This is a genomic window from Clostridium sp. 'White wine YQ' (assembly GCF_028728205.1).
In the GTDB taxonomy this organism is placed as follows: domain Bacteria; phylum Bacillota; class Clostridia; order Clostridiales; family Clostridiaceae; genus Clostridium_T.
On the sequence record NZ_JAQYUU010000001.1, the window covers coordinates 505,141 to 526,320 of the forward strand.

Annotated in this window: 18 protein-coding genes; 16 read left to right on the forward strand and 2 right to left on the reverse strand. The window is 30.6% G+C overall.

Annotated features, from left to right (window positions below):
• Window positions 1-4: 4 nt before the first annotated feature.
• The 3 genes from PTZ02_RS02375 to PTZ02_RS02385 all read left to right on the forward strand — a co-directional run bounded on the left by PTZ02_RS02375 (window position 5) and on the right by PTZ02_RS02385 (window position 6,652).
• Window positions 5-3,112, forward strand: coding sequence for an MMPL family transporter (locus tag PTZ02_RS02375; protein ID WP_274226219.1), 3,108 nt, complete (start codon window positions 5-7; stop codon window positions 3,110-3,112).
• Between the two features lie 247 nt (window positions 3,113-3,359).
• Window positions 3,360-6,071, forward strand: coding sequence for a carbohydrate-binding protein (locus tag PTZ02_RS02380; RefSeq protein ID WP_274226220.1), 2,712 nt, complete (start codon window positions 3,360-3,362; stop codon window positions 6,069-6,071).
• A gap of 119 nt (window positions 6,072-6,190) precedes the next feature.
• On the forward strand, window positions 6,191-6,652 hold the full coding sequence (locus PTZ02_RS02385) for a GNAT family N-acetyltransferase (RefSeq protein ID WP_274226221.1): 462 nt from the start codon (window positions 6,191-6,193) through the stop codon (window positions 6,650-6,652).
• A 53-nt stretch (window positions 6,653-6,705) separates the two neighbouring features.
• Here PTZ02_RS02385 and PTZ02_RS02390 read toward each other — a convergent pair whose 3' ends face one another.
• Window positions 6,706-7,560 (reverse strand): magnesium transporter CorA family protein, encoded by an 855-nt coding sequence (locus tag PTZ02_RS02390; protein WP_274226222.1) that lies wholly within the window; start codon window positions 7,558-7,560, stop codon window positions 6,706-6,708.
• A 170-nt stretch (window positions 7,561-7,730) separates the two neighbouring features.
• Here PTZ02_RS02390 and namA point away from each other — a divergent pair, with 170 nt between their 5' ends.
• Entirely contained in the window at window positions 7,731-8,747 is a 1,017-nt protein-coding gene (gene namA / locus PTZ02_RS02395) for an NADPH dehydrogenase NamA (RefSeq protein WP_274226223.1), read from the forward strand.
• A 54-nt stretch (window positions 8,748-8,801) separates the two neighbouring features.
• Here namA and PTZ02_RS02400 read toward each other — a convergent pair whose 3' ends face one another.
• Window positions 8,802-9,353 carry a hypothetical protein gene (locus PTZ02_RS02400; RefSeq protein WP_274226224.1) on the reverse strand — a complete coding sequence of 184 codons (552 nt, stop codon included), beginning with the start codon at window positions 9,351-9,353 and terminating at the stop codon, window positions 8,802-8,804.
• 140 nt (window positions 9,354-9,493) lie between these two features.
• Between PTZ02_RS02400 and PTZ02_RS02405 the strand changes: the two genes are divergently transcribed.
• The 12 genes from PTZ02_RS02405 (at window position 9,494) to PTZ02_RS02460 (ending at window position 21,095) form a co-directional block, all read left to right on the forward strand.
• Complete coding sequence (locus tag PTZ02_RS02405) at window positions 9,494-9,877, forward strand: helix-turn-helix transcriptional regulator (RefSeq protein WP_274226225.1); 384 nt, start codon at window positions 9,494-9,496, stop codon at window positions 9,875-9,877.
• 24 nt (window positions 9,878-9,901) lie between these two features.
• On the forward strand, window positions 9,902-10,489 hold the full coding sequence (gene clpP, locus PTZ02_RS02410) for an ATP-dependent Clp endopeptidase proteolytic subunit ClpP (protein WP_274226226.1): 588 nt from the start codon (window positions 9,902-9,904) through the stop codon (window positions 10,487-10,489).
• Window positions 10,490-10,657: 168 nt separating this feature from the next.
• Window positions 10,658-11,341 (forward strand): hypothetical protein, encoded by a 684-nt coding sequence (locus tag PTZ02_RS02415; RefSeq protein WP_274226227.1) that lies wholly within the window; start codon window positions 10,658-10,660, stop codon window positions 11,339-11,341.
• An 11-nt stretch (window positions 11,342-11,352) separates the two neighbouring features.
• Window positions 11,353-11,685 (forward strand): PadR family transcriptional regulator, encoded by a 333-nt coding sequence (locus tag PTZ02_RS02420; RefSeq protein WP_202767593.1) that lies wholly within the window; start codon window positions 11,353-11,355, stop codon window positions 11,683-11,685.
• A gap of 165 nt (window positions 11,686-11,850) precedes the next feature.
• The gene (locus tag PTZ02_RS02425; RefSeq protein ID WP_274226228.1) at window positions 11,851-12,570 is read left to right on the forward strand and encodes an ATP-binding protein; all 720 of its coding nucleotides are present in this window, start codon (window positions 11,851-11,853) and stop codon (window positions 12,568-12,570) included.
• A gap of 219 nt (window positions 12,571-12,789) precedes the next feature.
• Window positions 12,790-16,026, forward strand: coding sequence for a ligand-binding sensor domain-containing protein (locus PTZ02_RS02430; RefSeq protein ID WP_274226229.1), 3,237 nt, complete (start codon window positions 12,790-12,792; stop codon window positions 16,024-16,026).
• Window positions 16,027-16,311: 285 nt separating this feature from the next.
• The gene (locus PTZ02_RS02435) at window positions 16,312-17,988 is read left to right on the forward strand and encodes a 2-oxoacid:acceptor oxidoreductase subunit alpha (protein WP_274226230.1); all 1,677 of its coding nucleotides are present in this window, start codon (window positions 16,312-16,314) and stop codon (window positions 17,986-17,988) included.
• A gap of 1 nt (window position 17,989) precedes the next feature.
• Entirely contained in the window at window positions 17,990-18,850 is an 861-nt protein-coding gene (locus tag PTZ02_RS02440; protein WP_274226231.1) for a 2-oxoacid:ferredoxin oxidoreductase subunit beta, read from the forward strand.
• A gap of 93 nt (window positions 18,851-18,943) precedes the next feature.
• On the forward strand, window positions 18,944-19,561 hold the full coding sequence (locus tag PTZ02_RS02445) for a carbonic anhydrase (protein ID WP_274226232.1): 618 nt from the start codon (window positions 18,944-18,946) through the stop codon (window positions 19,559-19,561).
• A 31-nt stretch (window positions 19,562-19,592) separates the two neighbouring features.
• Window positions 19,593-19,973: a YkvA family protein gene (locus tag PTZ02_RS02450; protein ID WP_274226233.1), complete on the forward strand. Its 381-nt coding sequence runs from the start codon at window positions 19,593-19,595 to the stop codon at window positions 19,971-19,973.
• A 101-nt stretch (window positions 19,974-20,074) separates the two neighbouring features.
• A complete protein-coding gene (locus PTZ02_RS02455; RefSeq protein WP_274226234.1) occupies window positions 20,075-20,620 on the forward strand; it encodes a phosphatase PAP2 family protein in 546 nt (181 codons plus the stop codon).
• 76 nt (window positions 20,621-20,696) lie between these two features.
• On the forward strand, window positions 20,697-21,095 hold the full coding sequence (locus tag PTZ02_RS02460; protein ID WP_274226235.1) for a hypothetical protein: 399 nt from the start codon (window positions 20,697-20,699) through the stop codon (window positions 21,093-21,095).
• Window positions 21,096-21,180 lie beyond the last annotated feature (85 nt).

The window sequence follows — 21,180 nt, forward strand, 5'->3', positions numbered from 1 at the left end:
AAAGATGCGAAAAATATTAAAACTACGCTGGGCTGTGCTTGCTATTTGGCTTGTAGCAACTGTACTATTTACTATATATCAGCCCAATTTGAAACAAATATTGAACCAAAAAGGTCAAGCTACTATTAGTGCAGATTCGCCTTCTGTAGTTGCGTCAAAAATGCTTAATAATATGGGTACTTCAAAGGGAGATACACTTTTATTCGTCTTTAATGAAGACAATAAGATATCAGATGAAGGTTTAAAAGATATTCAAAAAGGTATTGATAACGTAAGAGCTAAAAAAGATGAATTAAAAGTAACTAATATAATGGATCCTTTTTCAACACCAGAAGCCAAAGATCAAATGATATCTGAAGATGGTACAACCGTAATGGTACAAGTAAATTATGAAAAAGGAACTAGAGATGGAGAAACCATAATAAGTGCATTTAAGGATGCTCTTAAGGATGTAAAAGTTAATCATTATATTACAGGTGAACAAGCAATCAATAATGATTATCTAGATGCTACAAATAAAGGAGTAGATAAAAGTGCAATTATTACTGTAGCTTTCATTTTAATTGTATTGATTATTATGTTCCGTTCAGTAGTAACACCGATAGTATCACTTTGTGCAGTAGGTGTTGCATATCTATGTTCCATGGGAATCATAGGAATACTAATAAACGGATTCAATTTTCCAATAACTAGTTTAACGCAAATGTTTGTTATTTTGGTTCTGTTTGGTATAGGGACGGACTATAACATATTACTATTTAATAGATTTAAGGAAGAGCTTGGACATGGTTTATCAATTGATGATGCTGTAGTAGCTACTTATAAGACTGCAGGTAAAACGATTATCTATAGTGGATTAACAGTATTTATGGCATTTGCAAGTCTTACTTTTGTTCAATTCCCAATTTATCGTTCAGCAAATGCAGTAGCAATTGGAATAGCAGTATTATTACTTGAATTAATGACTCTAACACCAGTACTAATGAAATTATTAGCAGGGAAATTATTCTGGCCATCTCATAATACTGCTGGTCATAAGGAAAGTAAGATTTGGGAGAATATAACTTCCGTATCAGTAAAACATCCAGCTATTTCTCTTTTAATAGTTGCGGCTATTATCGCTCCGGTTATAGCATTAAACTCTACCAAGTTATCTTTTGATAGCTTAAAGGATTTAAGTGCAGATACTCCTTCGGTAAAAGGCTTTAATATAGTTGCAGATAAGTTTGGTAGAGGAAAAGCCATGCCAACTACTGTAGTTATTGAAAGCAAAGATGCTATGGATAATAATGAAGCTTTAGCTGTAATAGATGATTTAACAATGAAATTAAAGAAGCTAGATGGTGTAAAACAAGTTTCAGGTGTTACTCAGCCTAAGGGTGATGAAATAGCTGATTTTTATACAGATAAGCAAACAGGAACAGTTGCAGATGGCTTTACTTCTGCAAATGATGGAATAGGTCAAATTAAAGATGGATTAAATCTAATTGATGAAAAATTAGCAGCTCCAGATTTTTCAGATGTTAAGAAGTTGGCTGATGGGACAGGTAGTCTAGCGGATGGAATTGGTCAGCTAGCAGATAATTTAAAACTAATAAATGATGGAATTGGTAAAGGCGCATCAGATGGAGCAGCAGGAATAACTCAAGGAATTGAAGGCTTTAAGCAAGGAATAGGACAGATAAATCAGCAAATGCAAATGCTTTCTGGAGGACTTAATGGAGTTAATTCTGCATATCAAGGACTTCAAAGTAAATACTCAGCATTGACTGCTCAGTTTGAAGCTATGAGAACTGATATAAATAGTATGAACACAGCAGTAGACAATTTGGCTGCAAAATACCCAAGTGATTCTGATGTAGTAGCTCTTCAAACTAAATTACATGATATAACAAGTAAGTTAAATGCAGTTGAAAATGATGTAGCAGTAAACAACGCAACCTTATCAGCATTAAACAATCAATTGAATCAAATGAATAATGGATTAAAGCAATTAGCTGATGCAACAGCTCCTAATTCTCAGTTAATTCAAGGGATGAATTATATGGAAGAGCAAGTAAAACAGCTTCCAGCTCAATTTAAAAAAGGAACTGACGGACAAGCACAAATAATTGAAATTATGTATCAATTAAAAGCAGGAGCATTACAAGCTAAAGACGGACAAGATAAGTTATACAGTGGATTAACTCAATTAAGCAGTGGAATGGTCCAATTAAAAGATGGTATTGGAAAGAGTCGTGATGGACTTGGAAGTATTCATGACGGATTAGATAAGGGAAATGATTTCTTAAATCAATTAACTAATACAAAAACTTTCTACATTCCAAAAGAAGCCTTTGAAAAAGACGATATTAATAAGATGTTTGATGCATATTTGTCAAAGGATAGAAAGATAGCTAAAATTACAGTTAATTTAACTTCAGATCCATATTCAAAAGAATCAATTGCAGTAATAGATCAAATGCAAAACCTTGTTAAAAATGATCTTAAAGGTACAGTTTTACAAGATGCTAAGTTTGGAATTTCTGGACCAACAGCAAGTACAAATGACTTAAATGCAATAGCAACTCATGATATTACCTTTACTCAAATAATAGTACTAGCATGTATCTTTGTATTACTTATAATTGTAATAAGATCCTTCTGGATTCCAGTATACATTGTAGGGGCTTTACTTGCTGCATACTATACAGCGATTTCAGTTACAGCCTTCTTAACCAGCAAATTATTTAGTGGTATGGATGGAATGTCATGGAATGTACCATTCTTCTCCTTTGTTGTTATAGCAGCACTGGGAGTTGACTACAGTATATTCTTAATGACTAGATTTAAAGAATATCCAGAAATGTCACCAAAGGAAGCTATAGTTATGGCTGCAAAAAATATTGGAGGAGTTGTAATGTCAGCTGCAATAATTCTAGCTGGTACATTTGCAACCTTATATCCTTCAAACATACATGTATTAATGGAGTTAGCTATTTGTGTAGTTACAGGATTATTATTATTAAGTTTAATTTTATTACCTGTAGTCATACCAGCATTAATTTCAATTACTGATAAAATAGCTTCTAAAACTTCAAGAAAAAGCTATAGCAAGCATTCAGAAATATAGTTAATATAGAAATTATAATTGGACATCCAAAGTTGAATTTTGGGTGTTCAATTTTTTTTTACTCTTTAGGAAATGGTTCCATTTTTATAAAAAACACCCCAAAATTATGAGAATTAAAATAGTTATTGGTAAATATTTACATATAAATAAGCGTTATGTTACAGTGTATTGGGAACGATTTCTGAAGTTGCTTTTTAAGTAAATAAAGGATTCGTTCGTATCATAATTAGTTAAGGGGGAGAACTGAGTGAAAAAAGCAAAAAGATTAGCACTGTTATCAGGAATTTTGAGTTTGCCTATTTTATTAGGTAGTTTACCAGCATCTACGGCATGGGCATTGGATGCTTCTGCCATAGGTAAAACTGTGGAAGTTCAAGGAACTTATTCCTCTGGGACAACTCATAAATGGGAAACCCTTAATCCTGTAACCTTTGGAGAGGATGCAGCAAATGATAAAGTTGATACAGCTATTACTTTAGATCCATCAACAAAATACCAAGAATATCAAGGTGTTGGAATTTCCTTAGATGAAACCAGTATATCTAATCTCTGGAAACTTAGTGCAAGTGATAGAGAAGCAGTTGTTAAAAACTTAGTAGATCCAGTAACAGGTGCTGGATTAGAACAATTTAGGATTACTATTGGTAGTCCAGACTGTATTGAGCATATTCCATTTTGGTCTTATGATGAACTTCCAGAAGGAGTAAAGGAAGATTGGAATTTAGATTATTTTTCTATAGAGAAAGATAAGCAATATCACATTATAGATACAATTAAACTAATACAAAAATACAATCCTGATGCACAATTTTTTGCATCTGCATGGTCTGCACCTGCATGGATGAAAACAAAAAATATGTTTACAGGTTATGTAGAACCTAAAAATGATGGTTCAAATTCATTTGTACAAGCTAATAAGCTTAGAGATGATTGTATAAATGTATTTGCAAGATATTATGTAAAGACTATTCAAGCCTTTGAAAATGAAGGAATTGATATTCGAGCAATTACATTACTAAATGAACCAGGTATGGATGTAGTTTATCCTGCTATGGATATTAGTATAGAGCAGCAACAAAAATTAGCATTAGAAATTAAGAGTGAATTTGCTAAAGCAAGTTTAAATACTGAACTTTGGGTTCATGATTTTAATTTCTGGGATTGGAAAGATCCATCAAGCACTGCAACAAAGAATTACTATAGAATATTTAAGGATTCTAATGTAGCAAAAGGTGAGGACGTTTTAAAAGCAAGTGATGCAGTTGCATTCCATCCTTATTGGGGTGATGCAAGTGTAATGGCTGACGTTGCAAAAGAGTATCCTAACCTTAAGGTTCACCTTACTGAAACAGGAGACTTCTCTCCATCTTCTGCAATGAATGATTTTAATAATTATTCTAGTAGTTATACTGGATGGGTAGGAGTTACAGATCAAAAAGGAGGAACTTTGCACTGGACAGATGCAAGGGATAATAGTGTTAACTGGAATGCTGTTAATCCAAGTTGGAAAAATAGATTAGTTGTTGTAGATACAGATAAGAAGACTGCAACTTATATGGATTCTTTATATGGTCTTGGACAATTCTCCAAATATCTTGCAAGTGGAGGAAGAAGTGGCTCTGATAATAGTGTAAAACAAGGAGCACGTAGAATATTCTCAACTGGAGCAGTAAATGGAGTTTCTAATGTAGCATTCCAAAATCCAGATGGAGAAATTGTAATGGTATTAATAAATTCAGGTGCTGAAAAAGATGTAAAAGTAAATATGTTAGGTAAGGCTTTAGTTGAAAAAGTGCCTGCTAATTCCACAACAACTTTAAGATGGAAGCCTGAAATTCCTCAAAAAGGAGAGAATAAAGCTCCAGTATTAAGTAGCATTACGGATTTAGGAATGGATCAATATTCCACTAAGACCTTTAAGCTAGAGGGTACTGATGGGGACGGGGATACATTAATGTATTATGGAATAAATCTTCCTGATGGCATTACTGTAGATGCTAAAACTGGGTTAGTAACACTTGCCCCTACAAAAGCAGGAACCTTTGATTTATCTTTTGTGGTAAGTGATGGACAAGATAAAGATACTAAAACCATGAAACTTATTGTAAATAGAAAGGCAACTCCACTACTAGGAAAGATTGAATCTGAAGATTACTCTATTCAACAGGGGTGGTCTGATGGCGGAGGAAACTTTGTTGAGAATTCAGGTTCAGCAAGTGGGGGCAAGGATGTAGGCTATACATCAGCAGGAAATTGGTTAAAATACTTTGTTAACGTACCAAAGGATGGAGTTTATGATGTAGAATTTGGTGTAGCAAATGGTAGCGGTTCTGAAAGTAAAGATGGTTTCTCAATAAAGAATGAAGCAAATGACGTGCTTTGCACAGTTTCTGTACCAGATACTAAAGGATGGGGAACATGGACTACAGTAAAATCCAAAGTAGCTTTAAAAGCAGGGGATCAATTTATCACTTTCTATTGTAATAAAGGAAACTTTAATATAGATTATATGAAATTCTCTATTGTAGATAAATCACAGCTATCAGCAGCAATTAGTGGTGCAGAAAAAATTGATTTAACTAAATATACAAAGGATAGTGGAGATAAGCTAAAGGAAGTTATTAATAATGTAAAACCAATATTAAATAATTCTGAAGCAACTCAAGAAGAAGTTGATAAAGCATTGGTAACACTTAATGATGCCATGAGTAAGTTAGTTAAGCTTCCAGACACTCCAAACAATCCAGGTAATCCTAGTGATCCAACAACACCAACTAACCCTGGAGATAATGGAAATACAACACCAGATACCCCAACAGTACCAGTTGATAATAATCTTCCGAAGACCGGAACAATAATTGGTTCAGGTGTATTAATAGCTATAGGAGCTATATTTATAATAGCTGGCATTGTAGTTAATAGAAGAAAGTTTTCAAAAAAATCTTCAGAAAATAATTAATTTAGATTCATAATAATCCACCCTTAAGCCTTGCATGTATTTAATATATGTAGGGCTTATTATATGATAAAATAAATATATTAAGAGATTATATAAAGTAAGAAGATTGAGGTTTAAAAATGAATGGTATTGAGATAAGAAGACTAATGCAAAATGAAGAAGTTCCTTATGATTTATTATTACTTGCAGACCCATCTATAGATATAATTAATGATTATGTAAATAGAGGAGAGATTTTTGTAGCCAATTACATGGGTGAGATTGTAGGGGTATATGTTTTGATTAAAACTAGACCTCTTACTATGGAATTAGTAAATATAGCAGTTCATGAAAAATATCAAGGAAAAGGAATAGGAAAAAAGCTTATATTTGATGCTATTAAAAGAGCAAAGGATGAGAATATAAAAGTTCTTCAAGTAGGGACAGGTAATTCGAGTGTGTCACAATTAGCCTTATATCAAAAATGTGGCTTTAGTGTATATGGAGTAGATAAGGATTTTTTTATAAAACACTATAAAGAAGAAATAATGGAAAATGGAATTAGATGCAAGGATATGATCAGGCTTGAAATGGATTTATAGATAATAAAGCAGTTAGTACTTAAGTTTCCTTAAGTGTCTAACTGCTTTATTAATTATAGGTATTTTCTCTTTTTAAAAAAGTATACCTCAAATAGTATAATAACCATTAAGACAAGCATAGATAAAATAAATCCGAAAGGACGATTTATTAAGGGCATATTTTCAAAATTCATCCCAAATATTCCTGTAACTATTGTTGCAGGTAAAGATATAACTGTGATTATGGTTAATAACTGCATAGTTTTATTCATCTTATTAGAAGAAACTGAGTTATATATATCTATACATGAGAAAATAGATGTTTCTACATTTTCCACTAATATAAAGGTATTATCTAATATAAAGGATATTTTATCAAATAAAGCTAAATCATTAAATTCTTCTTCAAGATAACTAAGCATAGATCTATAGAAAGTTGTATTTCTTTTCATAATAGAAATTTCTTTTTTTATTGAAAGAAGTTCTTTAAGATTAATGGCATCTTTATAAACAGCATTCTCAAAAAGATCATCTAATAGACCTTCAATCTTTATTAACTTTTCTGTATATGTAATGGAGAAATATTGAAACAATTGAAGTAAAATAATCCTCCAGCTTATATTCTGATATAAAGACCATTTTTCTTTTAAATATTCTATGAAGTCAACGTCATTATAATTAACTATTAGTATATCATCTTCAATTACTGCATGAATATGTATATTTTTATTGTCATGATAAAAAGGAATTCTCATAAAAAGATTATCTTTATTCTTTACAACTATGTCGTTGTGGATGTTACTAACAAATTCACTATTAATACCAAAGTCGTCATTCTTGTCCATTAAGTAGCATATGAGATTAGGAATATCTTTATCCCATTCCATATTTTCTTCTATTGTAAAATCAGAGTAAATTAATGTACCCATATAAACCTCCATATATGATTTTTGAATTATATGTTAAGTATAGTTTAACATAAAGCCTAGTAATATTTATAAGAATTTATTGTAAAAGTTTATTGTAAAAATTCACCTTTACTTTTATTTTTATAGAACTATAATAATTATAAATAAATATAAGTATAGGAGGTTAGAATATGGCTAAGATATTCGATACATTAAAAATTAAAGATTTAGAATTTAAAAATAGGGTTATAATGGCACCGATGTGCATGTATTCTAGTGACATAACTGGAGAAGTAAAGGATTTTCACATACATCACTATGTAACAAGAGCAATAGGGGGTGTAGGTGGAATCATTATTGAAGCCACAGCAGTAGAGGAGAGAGGGGTAATATCTCAAAGAGATTTAGGTATATGGAAGGATGAACATGTAGAGGGTTTAAAGAAACTAGTTGATTCTGTTAAAAAATATGGAACTCCAATTGGTATTCAAATAGCTCATGCAGGTAGAAAATCAGAATTTACAGGAGAGATCGTTGCTCCATCAGCAATTCCTTTTGACGATAAAAGTAAAACCCCTAAGGAATTATCGATTAATGAAATTAAAGAAGTAGTAGAAGCTTTTAAAAATGGAGCTAGAAGAGCCGTAGAAGCTGGCTTTGACTTTATTGAAATACATGGTGCTCACGGATATTTAATTAATGAGTTCCTATCACCTTTATCAAATAAAAGAGAAGATGAATATGGTGGAACCTTAGAGAAAAGAGCAAGGTTTTTAGATGAAGTACTTAAAGCAATAAAGGAAGTAATTCCAGAGAATATGCCAGTAGTACTAAGAGTTTCGGCTTCAGATTTTACTGAAGGTGGAAATACACCTGAGGACATATCGAAAATAATAAATCTAGTTAAAAATTATGGAATAGATTTAATTAATGTAAGTGCAGGTGCAGTTGTTCCAGCCGCAATAAATCTTTATCCTGGATATCAAGTGAAATTTGCAGAAGTAGTTAAGAAGGAAACTGGATTACCAGTTATTGCAGGAGGATTAATTCTAGATAGAAATATGGTAGAAGAAATTCTAGGCAATGAAAGAAGTGAGTTTGTATTTTTAGCAAGACCATTACTTAGAGAGCCTTACCTAGTGTTAAGATGGGCAAAAGAAGTAGGAAGGGAAGATTTAATTCCTTATCAATATAGAAGAGGATTTTAATTAATAATTAGTATAAAAGGCTGTAGCGGATTTTTGCTACAGCCTTTAGAAATATTACTGCCCATAAAAAAAAGGAGAGATATCATTGTTGTTTGCATCTTTAAATGTTATTTTCCCATAAGTAATATCAGTATACGTATTAAGAAAATATTCTTTTTTAGATATATCTTCAGTTATTAAGGTACCATCAGTTGATTTTTCAACGCTAAAGGTAGAGGCTTTAAAATTTTTATTATAACCATATACAACATAAAAAGAATCTCCATTAGCATTATTTAAAAAATGATTAATCATATTACATAAGGACTTACTTTTCCCTTGTGCAGATCCGTAAGTAGGTATATAAACTAAGCCGTTAAACTTTTCTTGAAAGCATTGTACATAAAGTTCATCTTTCTTATTTACAGGTGTACTAAATATAATTCTATAATTATTGTCTTTATATGAAAATTCACTATCACTCTTAATGCTCATTTCTTGTTTATATATTTTGTTAATGTACGTAGTAACATTTGAACGTAATATGAAATGACTTCTACTTAGTAAGAGTACTACAACAAATGAAAACACTAACAAATATATCAAAATATACTTAAATTTCCTCATAGTAAGCCCCCTTATAGATTATTATAAATATCTTAACATATTTTCCCATATGTTTATATAATTGAGCAAAAAAAGACAGGATTTATAAAAATAATTAAAATATAATAGAGTAAAAGAGTAACTTAGGTAGGTGATTTAACATGGATCATGATTTATGTATTAAGGAGTCTATTGAATATATTGAGAATAATCTAAAGGGAAAAATAGAACTAAAGGAACTAGCTGATAAGGCTTTCCTATCAAAGTACCATTACCATAGAATTTTTCATGCCATTGTTGGTGAACCAGTAGCTGAATATGTAAGAAAAAGAAGGCTTGAAGAAGCCGCTAATGAGCTTATTAGTACAGATAATAAAATCGTTGATATTGCATTAAAATATCAGTTTGGTTCGCAAGAAACATTTACTAAAGCATTTAAAAAGGTATATGGGGTACCTCCAAGAGAGTTTAGAGAAAATAGAAGTCAGATTACTTTAATTAGTTCAAGAAATAAGTCTATAAGCAAGCTTTCTATGGTAGCTTGATAGATATTTTAAGGAGGGATTTATGTGAGTTATGTACCAGTTGTAATCGAACAAACAAATAGAGGAGAGCGAACTTATGATATATATTCAAGGTTATTAAAAGACAGGATAATTATGTTAAATGACCAAGTAACAGATGCCTCAGCTAATATAATAGTAGCCCAGTTATTGTTTCTAGAGTCAGATGATCCAGATAAGGATATACATTTTTATATTAATAGTCCAGGAGGATCAATTACTGCAGGGATGGCTATTTATGACACTATGCAATATATTAAGCCAGATGTATCCACAATATGTTTAGGAATGGCAGCTAGCATGGGATCTTTTTTACTTACTGCAGGGGCAAAAGGAAAAAGATTTGCACTGCCTAATAGTGAGATTCTTATACATCAGCCATCAGTTCAAGGAGGTTTTCAGGGACAGGCGACAGATATAAAGATTCATGCCGATTGGCTACTAAATACTAAGAGGAAAATCAATAGAATATATAGTGAAAATACAAGTAATCCTATTGAGAAGATAGAAAAAGATATGGAAAGAGATCATTTTATGTCTCCAGAGGAAGCACTAGAGTATGGGATAATAGATAAGATTTTAATAAAGAAATAGAATATAATATTTAAGAGTAGAGATCTAAAAGATTTTTACTCTTTTTGTTTTGGAATTATTTGAAAAAATAATTGACAATGCAACTACTATATAATACCATATAGTTAATAACTATTATGCATTGCATAATACCTTGCAAAACATTAAAGTGGTGAGAGGAGAAATTTTATGAAAACTAATGACCTAATTAAAGAAATGAATGAATATGGTCCAAAACTTAATGAAGAAAATCAAGCTTTGTTCGATGAAATAATGTTAAAAATCCGCTTCTCTAAATTACAGGAACAGGATGCAGAAGAGTTTAATCATCATTGCCTTTCACTTTTTATTCAAGCAGAAAAAGAGGGAAAAGATATAAAAACAGTACTTGGAACGGATAATATTGATGAATTTTGTAATGAATATATAAGAGAAGTAAGAGGTAATTATAGTTTATTGAAAAAGATAGTTTTAGCATCAACAATCATACCTTTAGTTATGGCTATTTTTACAGGGGTTTGGGAAATGCTATTTGGTTACTTAATTCCACTATGGGTAAAAGATAGAACCATTTCTTTTGATGTGCCAATAACATTATCAATGATTATTGATACAATTATTGCTTTTTTAATCATTAAATTAGCTATTAAAACACTACCAAAAGCATCATGGATTCTTAATCATGGATCAAAGAAGGAAGATAGAAAATGGACATTTATAATGTTCATTGTAGCTTTCTGTACCATAGGAATATTCGTAGTGACCAAGTTATTATTTAATCAGATGCTATTTAATTTGAATTTCATTATATATATTATTGGAATAGGTATTTTTTACTTGCTTCTTAAAATACTTGAAAAAAGGCTAGATTAAGGTGACGAATAATGAATAATAAATCACAATTATTAAAAGGAAGTTTAGAAGGCTGCGTTTTAAAAATCATTGATCTAAAAGAAGAGATATATGGTTATGAAATAGCTAGATTACTTAAAGAAAATGGATTCTCAGATATTTCAGAAGGAACTTTATATCCGTTATATACAAGACTTCAGAAAAATGGATTAATAACAAGTACCATGAAAGCATCTGCCTTTGGGCCAGCTAGAAAATACTACAAACTTACGGATAAGGGTGTTCAGGAGTTGAATGATTTCTTAGAAGCCTGGGGGTATTTAACACAAAATATTAATGCAATTATTAATGGAGATATAGAATAGAGATAGACTTAATGTTTGATGTTAAATGAACCTTTTTATGGATATAAATTATTAATTATATCATTAATAATAATAAAAAACCGTGATAATTGTAACATTAGTTACTGAATTGATTCATCTTCATACATTATAATTTACTTATAAATTATGGGTGGAGGAATCAAAATGAAAAGAAAAATTGTTAGTATAGATAAAGATAAATGTAATGGATGTGGGATATGCATTACTGCTTGTCATGAAGGGGCATTGGAGCTTATAGATGGCAAAGCCACATTGGTAAGCGATATTTATTGTGATGGCTTTGGAGATTGCCTTCCAGGATGTCCAATGGATGCAATAAATATAATTGAACGAGATGCAGAGGAATATGATGATGATGCAGTACAGGAAAGAATTAGAAAGAAAAATTTAACTAAAAGCACAGATATCTTTGATTTTACTCCTTTTGGATGTCCATCAACAAAAGTGGAGATGAATAAAAAGGGTAATTCAAAAAAAGTTGAAGTACAAGATAATGAAGAAATAGAAACTGCACTAGCACAGTGGCCATGCCAAATAAAATTAGTATCACCTAATGCACCATTTTTTAGAGATGCAGAGCTTTTAATAGCTGCAGATTGTACTGCTTTTGCTTATAGAGATATGCATAATATAATGGAAGGTAAAATTACACTTATTGGATGCCCTAAACTAGACTCAGTTGACTACTCAGAAAAACTTTCAGCTATTTTAGAAAACAATAGAATCAAAAGTATAAAAGTTGTTAGAATGGAAGTTCCTTGTTGTGGAGGTTTAGTAGAAGCAGTTAAGAGAGCGATGCTAAAGAGTGAAAAAGTAGTTCCTTGGGAGACAATAACTATAGGAACAGATGGAAGAATTATATAAGATGTTAAGGGAAAATAAGCTTGTCATTAAGATAAGCTTATTTTTATTTGCTTTAAATTGATCCTAGCATAAATTACTAGTATATTGCATTTAATACAAAAATGTAAAATTAAATATATTATTCACACACTAATTAATAATTTTGGTATAATGATAGATATTTGTAAGATTTTAAAGTTTAGCGGAAGATGAGATATATTAAATAAATTCGGAGGAAAAATGAGATATATAGCAAGAAGATGTATATTGTTTCTAGTGGTCTGTAGCTTGGGTTTAAATTTATCAGTCACAACCTTTGCTTATAATAATCCAAAGATTAATTTTAGTAAAATAACAATAGATGATGGATTATCACAAGCATCTGTCCAAACAATACTTCAAGATAAAAGTGGATACATGTGGTTTGGTACATCAGATGGATTAAATAGGACGGATGGACAAGAATTCAAAATATTAAAATATAGTGATAAACAAAGTGATAGTATAAGTTCTAGTTATATTTCAGATATGATCGAAGATGAGGATAATAATTTTTGGGTAGGAACAAGTAATGGTCTAAATAAGTTAAATAAAGATGGAAAACTAATTAAAAAGTACGGTATGAATAAAAATAGTAACGAGGGACTCTCGCACTATAATATTTGGGCAGTAACAGAGGATAAAAACGGAGATATCTGGATTGGTACTGAAAATGGATTAGATATCTTTGACAAAAAGAATGAAACATTTAAGAAATACTACTATAGTAAAGATGTTGAAACAGGATTAAGTAATAGCTTTGTAACAGCATTAACTTTTGATGAGAATGGAAATGCGTGGATTGGAACCAAAGATGGTCTTAATTTTTATGATGTTAAAACGAAAAAATTCAAGAGATTCACCGATGAAAATGATAATACTCAATTAAAAAATGATTATATTAAACGTCTTTTATGCTATGACAATAAAATATGGATTGCAACTAATGGCGGTGGATTGAGTGTGTATGACATTAATAATAATGTATTTAAAACATATTTAAATAATGAGAGTGACAAGATGTCTCTGCCATCCGATTCGGTTGAATGTCTATATAAAGATAAGGACAATAATATTTGGGTAGGTACAGACAAGGGACTAGCATTATATAAAAAAGATTCTGATAATTTTGCAGTATATAATAATAAATTTTATGATAGTCAAAGCTTGGTAAATGATGTTGTTCTCTCAATATATCAAGATGAATCCGGCATAATGTGGATAGGTACATATAATGGGGTAAGTTATTTTAACCCTATAAATAGCTTTAACCATTTCAAAAAGAATCCAATTGATGATAATAGTCTTAATGATAATGAAATTGAAGGTTTTTATGAAGATAATGAAGGTATTCTGTGGGTTGGAACCAGTGAAGGCGGACTAAACTCAATGGATCGAAAAACTGGAAAAGTAAATCATTATTTGTATTCTCCTACCGATGAGAATAGCTTAAGCAGCGATAGTGTATGGGGGATAACAGGATACGGAGATAAATATGTTTATGTAGCAACTTCAAATGGGCTAAATAGATTTGATAAAGAGACTGGAAAGTTTAAAAGATATGACCTGAGTAAATTAACAAATGGATTAGTGAGCAATGAGAGCAGATTTTTATACATAGATAGTGAAGGATTATTATGGATTGGCACTAGAAACGGGTTAGCAGCTTTTAATCCCAAAACGGAAGCCTTTACATATACAGATTTATTAACCATCAGCAATATAACTGATAAATTGATTACTTCCATTTATGAAGATATAAACGGTAATATGTGGTTTGGTTGCGGACTTGATGGAGGATTAATTAAATATAATAGAAGGACGGACAAGCTTAGGATATATAAAAATGAAGCAAATAATCCTAAGTCCTTAAGTATAAATAGTATAAAATCAATAAATGGAGATAGTAAGGGAACCATTTGGATTGCCACAAATCATGGCTTGAATTCATTTAATGTAAGCAAGGAGGAATTCACTAGATATACTGAAGATGAAGGTTTAGCTAATGATTATTGCTATGGGGTATTAATTGATAAAGAGGATAATCCATGGGTAAGTACAAATGGTGGAATATCAAAAATTGATAGAAGTAATAATAGAGTAATAAACTATGACGTTTCAGATGGACTTCAAAGCACTGAATTTAATGCATACTCATTTTATAAAAGTAAGTCTGGCGAGATGTTTTTCGGCGGAATTAATGGATTTAATAATTTTTATCCAGAAAATGTAGTTAAAAATTATTATTTAACAAATGTTAGAGTTAGCTCCTTTAAGATATATGATAAAGCTATTGATTTTACTCAGAATATAAATTTAAAATATAATGAAAATTATTTTACTATTAGCTACTTTCTTCCTGATTATAGAAACACCAAAAAAATAAAATATGAATATATGCTCGAAGGTGTAGATAAAGATTGGGTAGAATCCGATAACAGAAACTATGCAATGTACACAAATGTAGATCCTGGAAAATATGTTTTTAAAGTTAAGGCAAGGAATTCATCAGGGATATGGAGTGCACCAACACAGGTGGAGATAAATGTTAATAATCCGCCATGGAAAACACCAGGTGCATATTTTTTATATGCCATGTTACTAGCTTTAGTGATTTATCTAATTTGGAATTATGTTTATATACTTGAAAACATGGTAAATCAAAGGACGGTACAATTAAACAAAGAACTTGAAGAAAATAAAGTTCTATATAATAAACTTATAGAAAATGAAAGATATAAGAATAACTATTTTATAAATTTATCCCATGAATTAAGGACACCACTTAACGTTATATTATCTTCTATTCAGCTTATAAGAACACTAAACCAGGAAAATAAGTTAAAGAAAGAAAAAATCGAACAATACGTAGAGGTTTTAGATAAGAATTCTAATAGATTATTAAAAAATATTAATAACATTATAGATACATCTAGAATAGAATCAGGTAATTACAGACTTAACTTGGAGAAAGTAGATATTGTATATTTAGTAGAAGAAGTTGCACTTTCCATGAAAGATTTTATAGAAAGTAATGGGTTAGAACTTATAATAGATCCGGAAGTTGAAGAAAAGCTAATTCTATGTGATGCTAATGAAATTGAAAAATGTATAATAAATTTAATAGGAAATGCAGTAAAATTTACTCCGGAAAATGGTTCTATTTATATTAGAATATTAGACTTAGGTGATAAGATTGAAATTTCAGTTAAGGATACAGGAGTTGGAATACAGAAAGAATATATCAATATAATATTTAATAGATTTGCACAGGCATATAACACCATTACAGAAGAACATGGTGGAAGCGGCTTAGGATTGACACTAGTAAAACATTTAGTCACTTTACATGGAGGGGACATTAGAGTTAATAGTGAGGTAGGAAAGGGTAGTGAATTTATAATAACATTACCTACAAATATAGAAGAGGAAAATTAAAAAAATGGCCTAATGAAAAATACATTCTTAAAGAATGATATTCATTAGGCCATTTTTGTTTTACCCTTTAGGAATTTATAATATTTTACACATTTTAATAATTCAAGCATATAAATGAAAACAAATGCCAATTAAAGATAAATTGCAATATACCCACCAGGGGCATGCTAATCATTGGAAATGGGTGATAATTATTATTGATTAATAATATATATCAACTATAATGAAGGTATAAAAGAGATTAATGATTTTAAATATATACAAAAATACAAGGAGGCATGAAACGTGAAGTATAATATATTAATTGGTGGAGCCGCAGGACAAGGGATGGACACCATAAGTGATTTTTTAGAAAAAATACTAAAGTTAAAAGGATATAATGTTTTTTCAAATAAAGATTATATGTCTAGAGTAAGAGGAGGACACAATTTTATTCAAGTAAGGTTTGGGGATGAGCCTATATACAGTCATTCTCCAAATCTAGATTTTATTTTTGCATTAGATCAAAATACAGTGGATATACATCTTAAAAGATTATCTTCGGAGGGAATAGCAATCGTAGATGAAGGAATACATTCAGAAGATGATAGGGTTAAAACACTACCACTTAAGAAAATTTCTTTAGAACTTAAGTTATCAAAAGCTTTAGGAATGGTAGGACTAGGAGCTATTCTTAAGTTTTTTGGAATATCACTGGACAAAATAGAAGAAGTTTTTCCTAAAAAGTTTGCTGCTGAGATAAGAGAGATCAATCTAAAAGCTTTAACTAAGGGATATGAATTGGTAAATAAAAAATATGAACTTAAACCATTAGTGGATCAAAAAAACTTGATTTTAGATGGAAATACTTCCATTGCATTAGGAGCTTTAGCAGGCGGATTAAATTTCTATTGTGGATATCCAATGACACCAGCCACTTCAGTAATGACATATTTATCAAAAAAACAACTTCAAGCAGGAATTGTAGTTGAGCAGGTAGAGGATGAGATTGCTGCATTAAATATGGCAATAGGTGCATCTTATGCTGGTGCGAGAGCAATGACAGGCTCATCTGGTGGAGGAGTAGCCTTGATGGTTGAAGCCTTTGGACTTGCAGGTATTACTGAAACACCTATAGTAGTACTAGACTCTCAAAGACCTGGACCAGCTACAGGTCTTCCAACAAGAACAGAACAAAGTGATTTAAGTTTTTTATTAACTGCATCACAGGGAGAATTCCCTAGAGCAGTATTGTCTGTAAGAAATGCTGAAGATGCTTTTTATCAGACTTTTAAAGCCTTAAATATAGCAGAGAAATACCAGACACTAGTTGTCTTATTAACAGATCAATATTTAGCAGATGCAAAGGTTACAGTTCCATATTTCAATTTAGATATGCTTACAATAGATAGAGGTAAATGGCGCGAGGAAGAGTTCCAAGAGGGAGAAGAATATAAGAGATACTTACTAACAGATGATGGAATCTCTCCAAGAATTGTTCCTGGAAAAATAAAAGGGCAGACAGTTTTAGTAGATTCAGATGAGCACAATGAAGATTCTCATATCACAGAATCGGAAAAAGTAAGAATTGAACAGATGGAAAAGAGAATGAAAAAGCAAAAGTTAATTGAAAATGATATTGAGGAACCTAAATATATGGGAAGTGAAAATCCACAAGTGATACTAATAGGATGGGGTTCAACTTTTGGAGCATTAAAAGAAGCAGTTGAATTATTAAATAAAGAGGAAGATAAATTTGGCGCATTAAGCTTCGGAGATATTTATCCTTTGCCTAAAAAAACATTAGAAAAATATAAAGGTAAGGTTAAGTTTATAAATGTAGAACAAAACTTTACAGGTCAATTAGGAAAATTAATAACTCAAGAAACAGGAATTCTAATGGATTCAAGTATCCTTAAGTATGATGGTAGACAAATTAACGGGTACGAACTAGTTGAAAGGTTAAAAAGTGAGGTGAAATAATATGCTTGATATAAAAATATTTGAATCAAAGGATGAAAATGCTTGGTGTCCTGGTTGCGGAAATTTCGGACTTTTAGAAGGGATAAAAGAAACTCTAGCAGAACTTGATATAGAGCCACATGAGGTAGTTGTAGTTTCAGGGATTGGTCAAGCTGCAAAGATGCCACATTATTTAAAAGTAAATGGGTTTAATGGACTGCATGGAAGGGCCCTTCCACCGGCGCAAGGAATAAAGCTAGTAAATAAGGATTTGAAAGTTATTATTGTAGGAGGGGATGGAGATGCCTATGGCGAAGGTGGAAATCATTTCTTACATGCTATAAGAAGAAACTTAAATATTACTCAAATTGTTGGAGATAATCAGATATATGGATTAACAAAAGGTCAAGGGTCCCCAACTACATTTCTAGGACAGATAACTTCAATGCAATTTGAAGGAGTAATTCAAAATCCAATAAATCCTCTTGCAGTAGCATTGGCGGCAGGAGCTACATTTATAGGAAGAGCTTTTTCTGGAGATAAGGAAACTCTTGTAAGTGTTTTAAAAGAAGCTATAAATCATAAGGGCTACGCATTAGTAGACGTATTAGAACCCTGCGTTAGCTTTAATAAAGTAAACACCTTTAAGTGGTATAAAGATAGGGTATATAGATTGCCTAAGGATTATGATGTAACAGATAGAGTGAAGGCGATGGAAAAGGCACTAGAATTTGGAGATAAAATACCTACAGGTATTTTATACAAGGAAGAAGGAAAGGCTACATTTGAGGATTTGCATCCAGTTATAAAAAATAAGCCACCAATAATTGATAGAAAGTGGCAAGTTAAGGATGTTGAAAAATTCTTAAACGAGTTTAAATAATTTATAAAATAAGTAAGGCTTGTATAATCATATTTACAAGCCTTATTTTTATGATATAATATCAATAAATTTATAATAAAGGGGCTAAAACAAATGAAAGATATGAATAATGTTCGAACGGGAAAGTATTATTTAGATAAGCTTATAGAAGGAAATGAGAGGTTTTATCATAAGAAAAATTATGAGGAAGTTGATATATCAGAAGCAATGATAAAAAGTTTAGAAGAGGGGCAAAATCCATTTGCAACGATTTTATCTTGTTCAGATTCAAGAATAACTCCAACAATAATTTTTAATCAAGGGCTGGGGGATATATTTGAAATAAGATTAGCTGGAAATATAATTAGCAGTGAGGCTTTAGGCTCAATTGAATATGGAATAACAGCGGTTAATATACCTGTACTTATGGTATTAGGGCATCAGGGATGTGCAGCAGTCAATTTTGCAATTAAGTATGAAAAGGGAGAAGGAAAATATCAAGGAGAAATAAAATCTATACTTGAAAGAATTTCTCCGTCAGTTAAAAGAGTAAAAACAAGAGTTTATAAGGACTTATATCAAGAAAGTATAATTGAGAATATTGGTAATACACTTAGGGAAATACTTAAAAGTAGTATAGTCACAGATGCAATAAAGGATGGAAGATTAATTGTTGCTTCTGCTATATATAATTTTGATGGGAAAGTAGAAATATTAGATGTGATTTCATAGGTGTTATTAAATTTATAGGAGGGAAAAATTAATGAAAAAGGATTATAGTAAATATTTTTCTGAAAGTAAACTTTTGGGTAAGATTAAAGATTATTCAAAAAGCGCTGGAATTAAAGTTGTTTACGCGGTATTAATATTATTTTATACATTACAAAAACCAGAAATCTCAATGAAAGAGAGAGCTATTGTAATTAGTGCCTTAGGTTATTTTATACTTCCCTTTGATGCTATACCTGATTTTATACCATTTGCAGGCTATAGTGATGACTTTGCAGCATTAGCATTTGCAATAATGAAAATATCAAGACATATTGACCAGGAAGTTAAAGATAAGGCAAAAAGAAAATTAAATACATGGTTTAATAAGGTTGATCCTAAATCATTAATAGTAGTTGAAGATAAAATATTTTAATATGAGATGAGAAAATTTAAAAGGCTAATTTAAGCCTTTTTTAATTTGACATAAAAGTTCTTATATTCTAGAATTTATATATTGTCTATGGAGGATTTTGTATGGATTTTATTAATTATATAGATTTAGGAACAATAGATTTTATTAAAAATAATCTAGATAATAAGTTTTTTGACACAATCATGCCGATATTCACAACTCTCGGTAATGGAGGACTAGTTTGGATTATAATATCTATTATCTTGCTTACACAAAAAAAGTATAGAAAAATTGGAGTTGTTACATTAGTTGCGTTACTCTTAACTTATTTGGTTGGAGAAATAGGAATAAAAAATTTGGTTAGAAGAGAAAGACCATTTATGAGCATGCAGGAAATAAAGCTTTTAATTAAGGCTCCAAGTGGATTTTCCTTTCCTTCAGGACATACTGCTAGCTCTTTTGCAGCAGCAACAATTTTAAGTTCATATTTTAAAAAATATAGAGCTATAATATTTTCCTTAGCTATAGTAATAGGATTTTCTAGAATTTATCTAATGGTTCATTATTTAAGTGATGTTTTAGGAGGAGCACTGCTTGGTATCAGCATGGCTATACTTATAAAATACATCTTTAAAAAATTTGAGAAAAAACTATATAATATAGGATAAATTTTAATTATATATGAATAAAGTGTTACTTATGTAATATAGATATACTATATTATTAAATAAGGTGTGTTGAGTAATGGGTAATGGGGTTATCATAAGGTGTAATAATTGCCACTTTTCTCAAGAGTTCCTATTGGGTACAGGTTCATATCAGCCTCAGCTAGAAGAAATTTTAAAAGCTGCTGATGAAAAATGCAGAAGAATAGTAAAAAAGATGAATGAGGTATACCCAATAGAAAAATATACTGTTGTAAGACAATTGTTTTATTGTATTGATTGTAAAAATATAATTGATAAAAGTATACTTAAAGTAGTATTTTCTCATGGAATTTCTTATGAAGAGGAGATATTTTGTAGTAATTGTGGAAGCAAGCTTAGAAAAGTAATTGATTACAATGAGATAAAAGACATTGCTTGCCCAGAATGTAGGCTGGAAGCATTAACTTACATCGATAATTATAGTTCTTGGGAATAGGATTATTATATTTAAATTTTATGTATTTGTAAAAAGTCGATTATTTATATTAAATAAATAGTCGACTTTTTTGTATATCCTATTT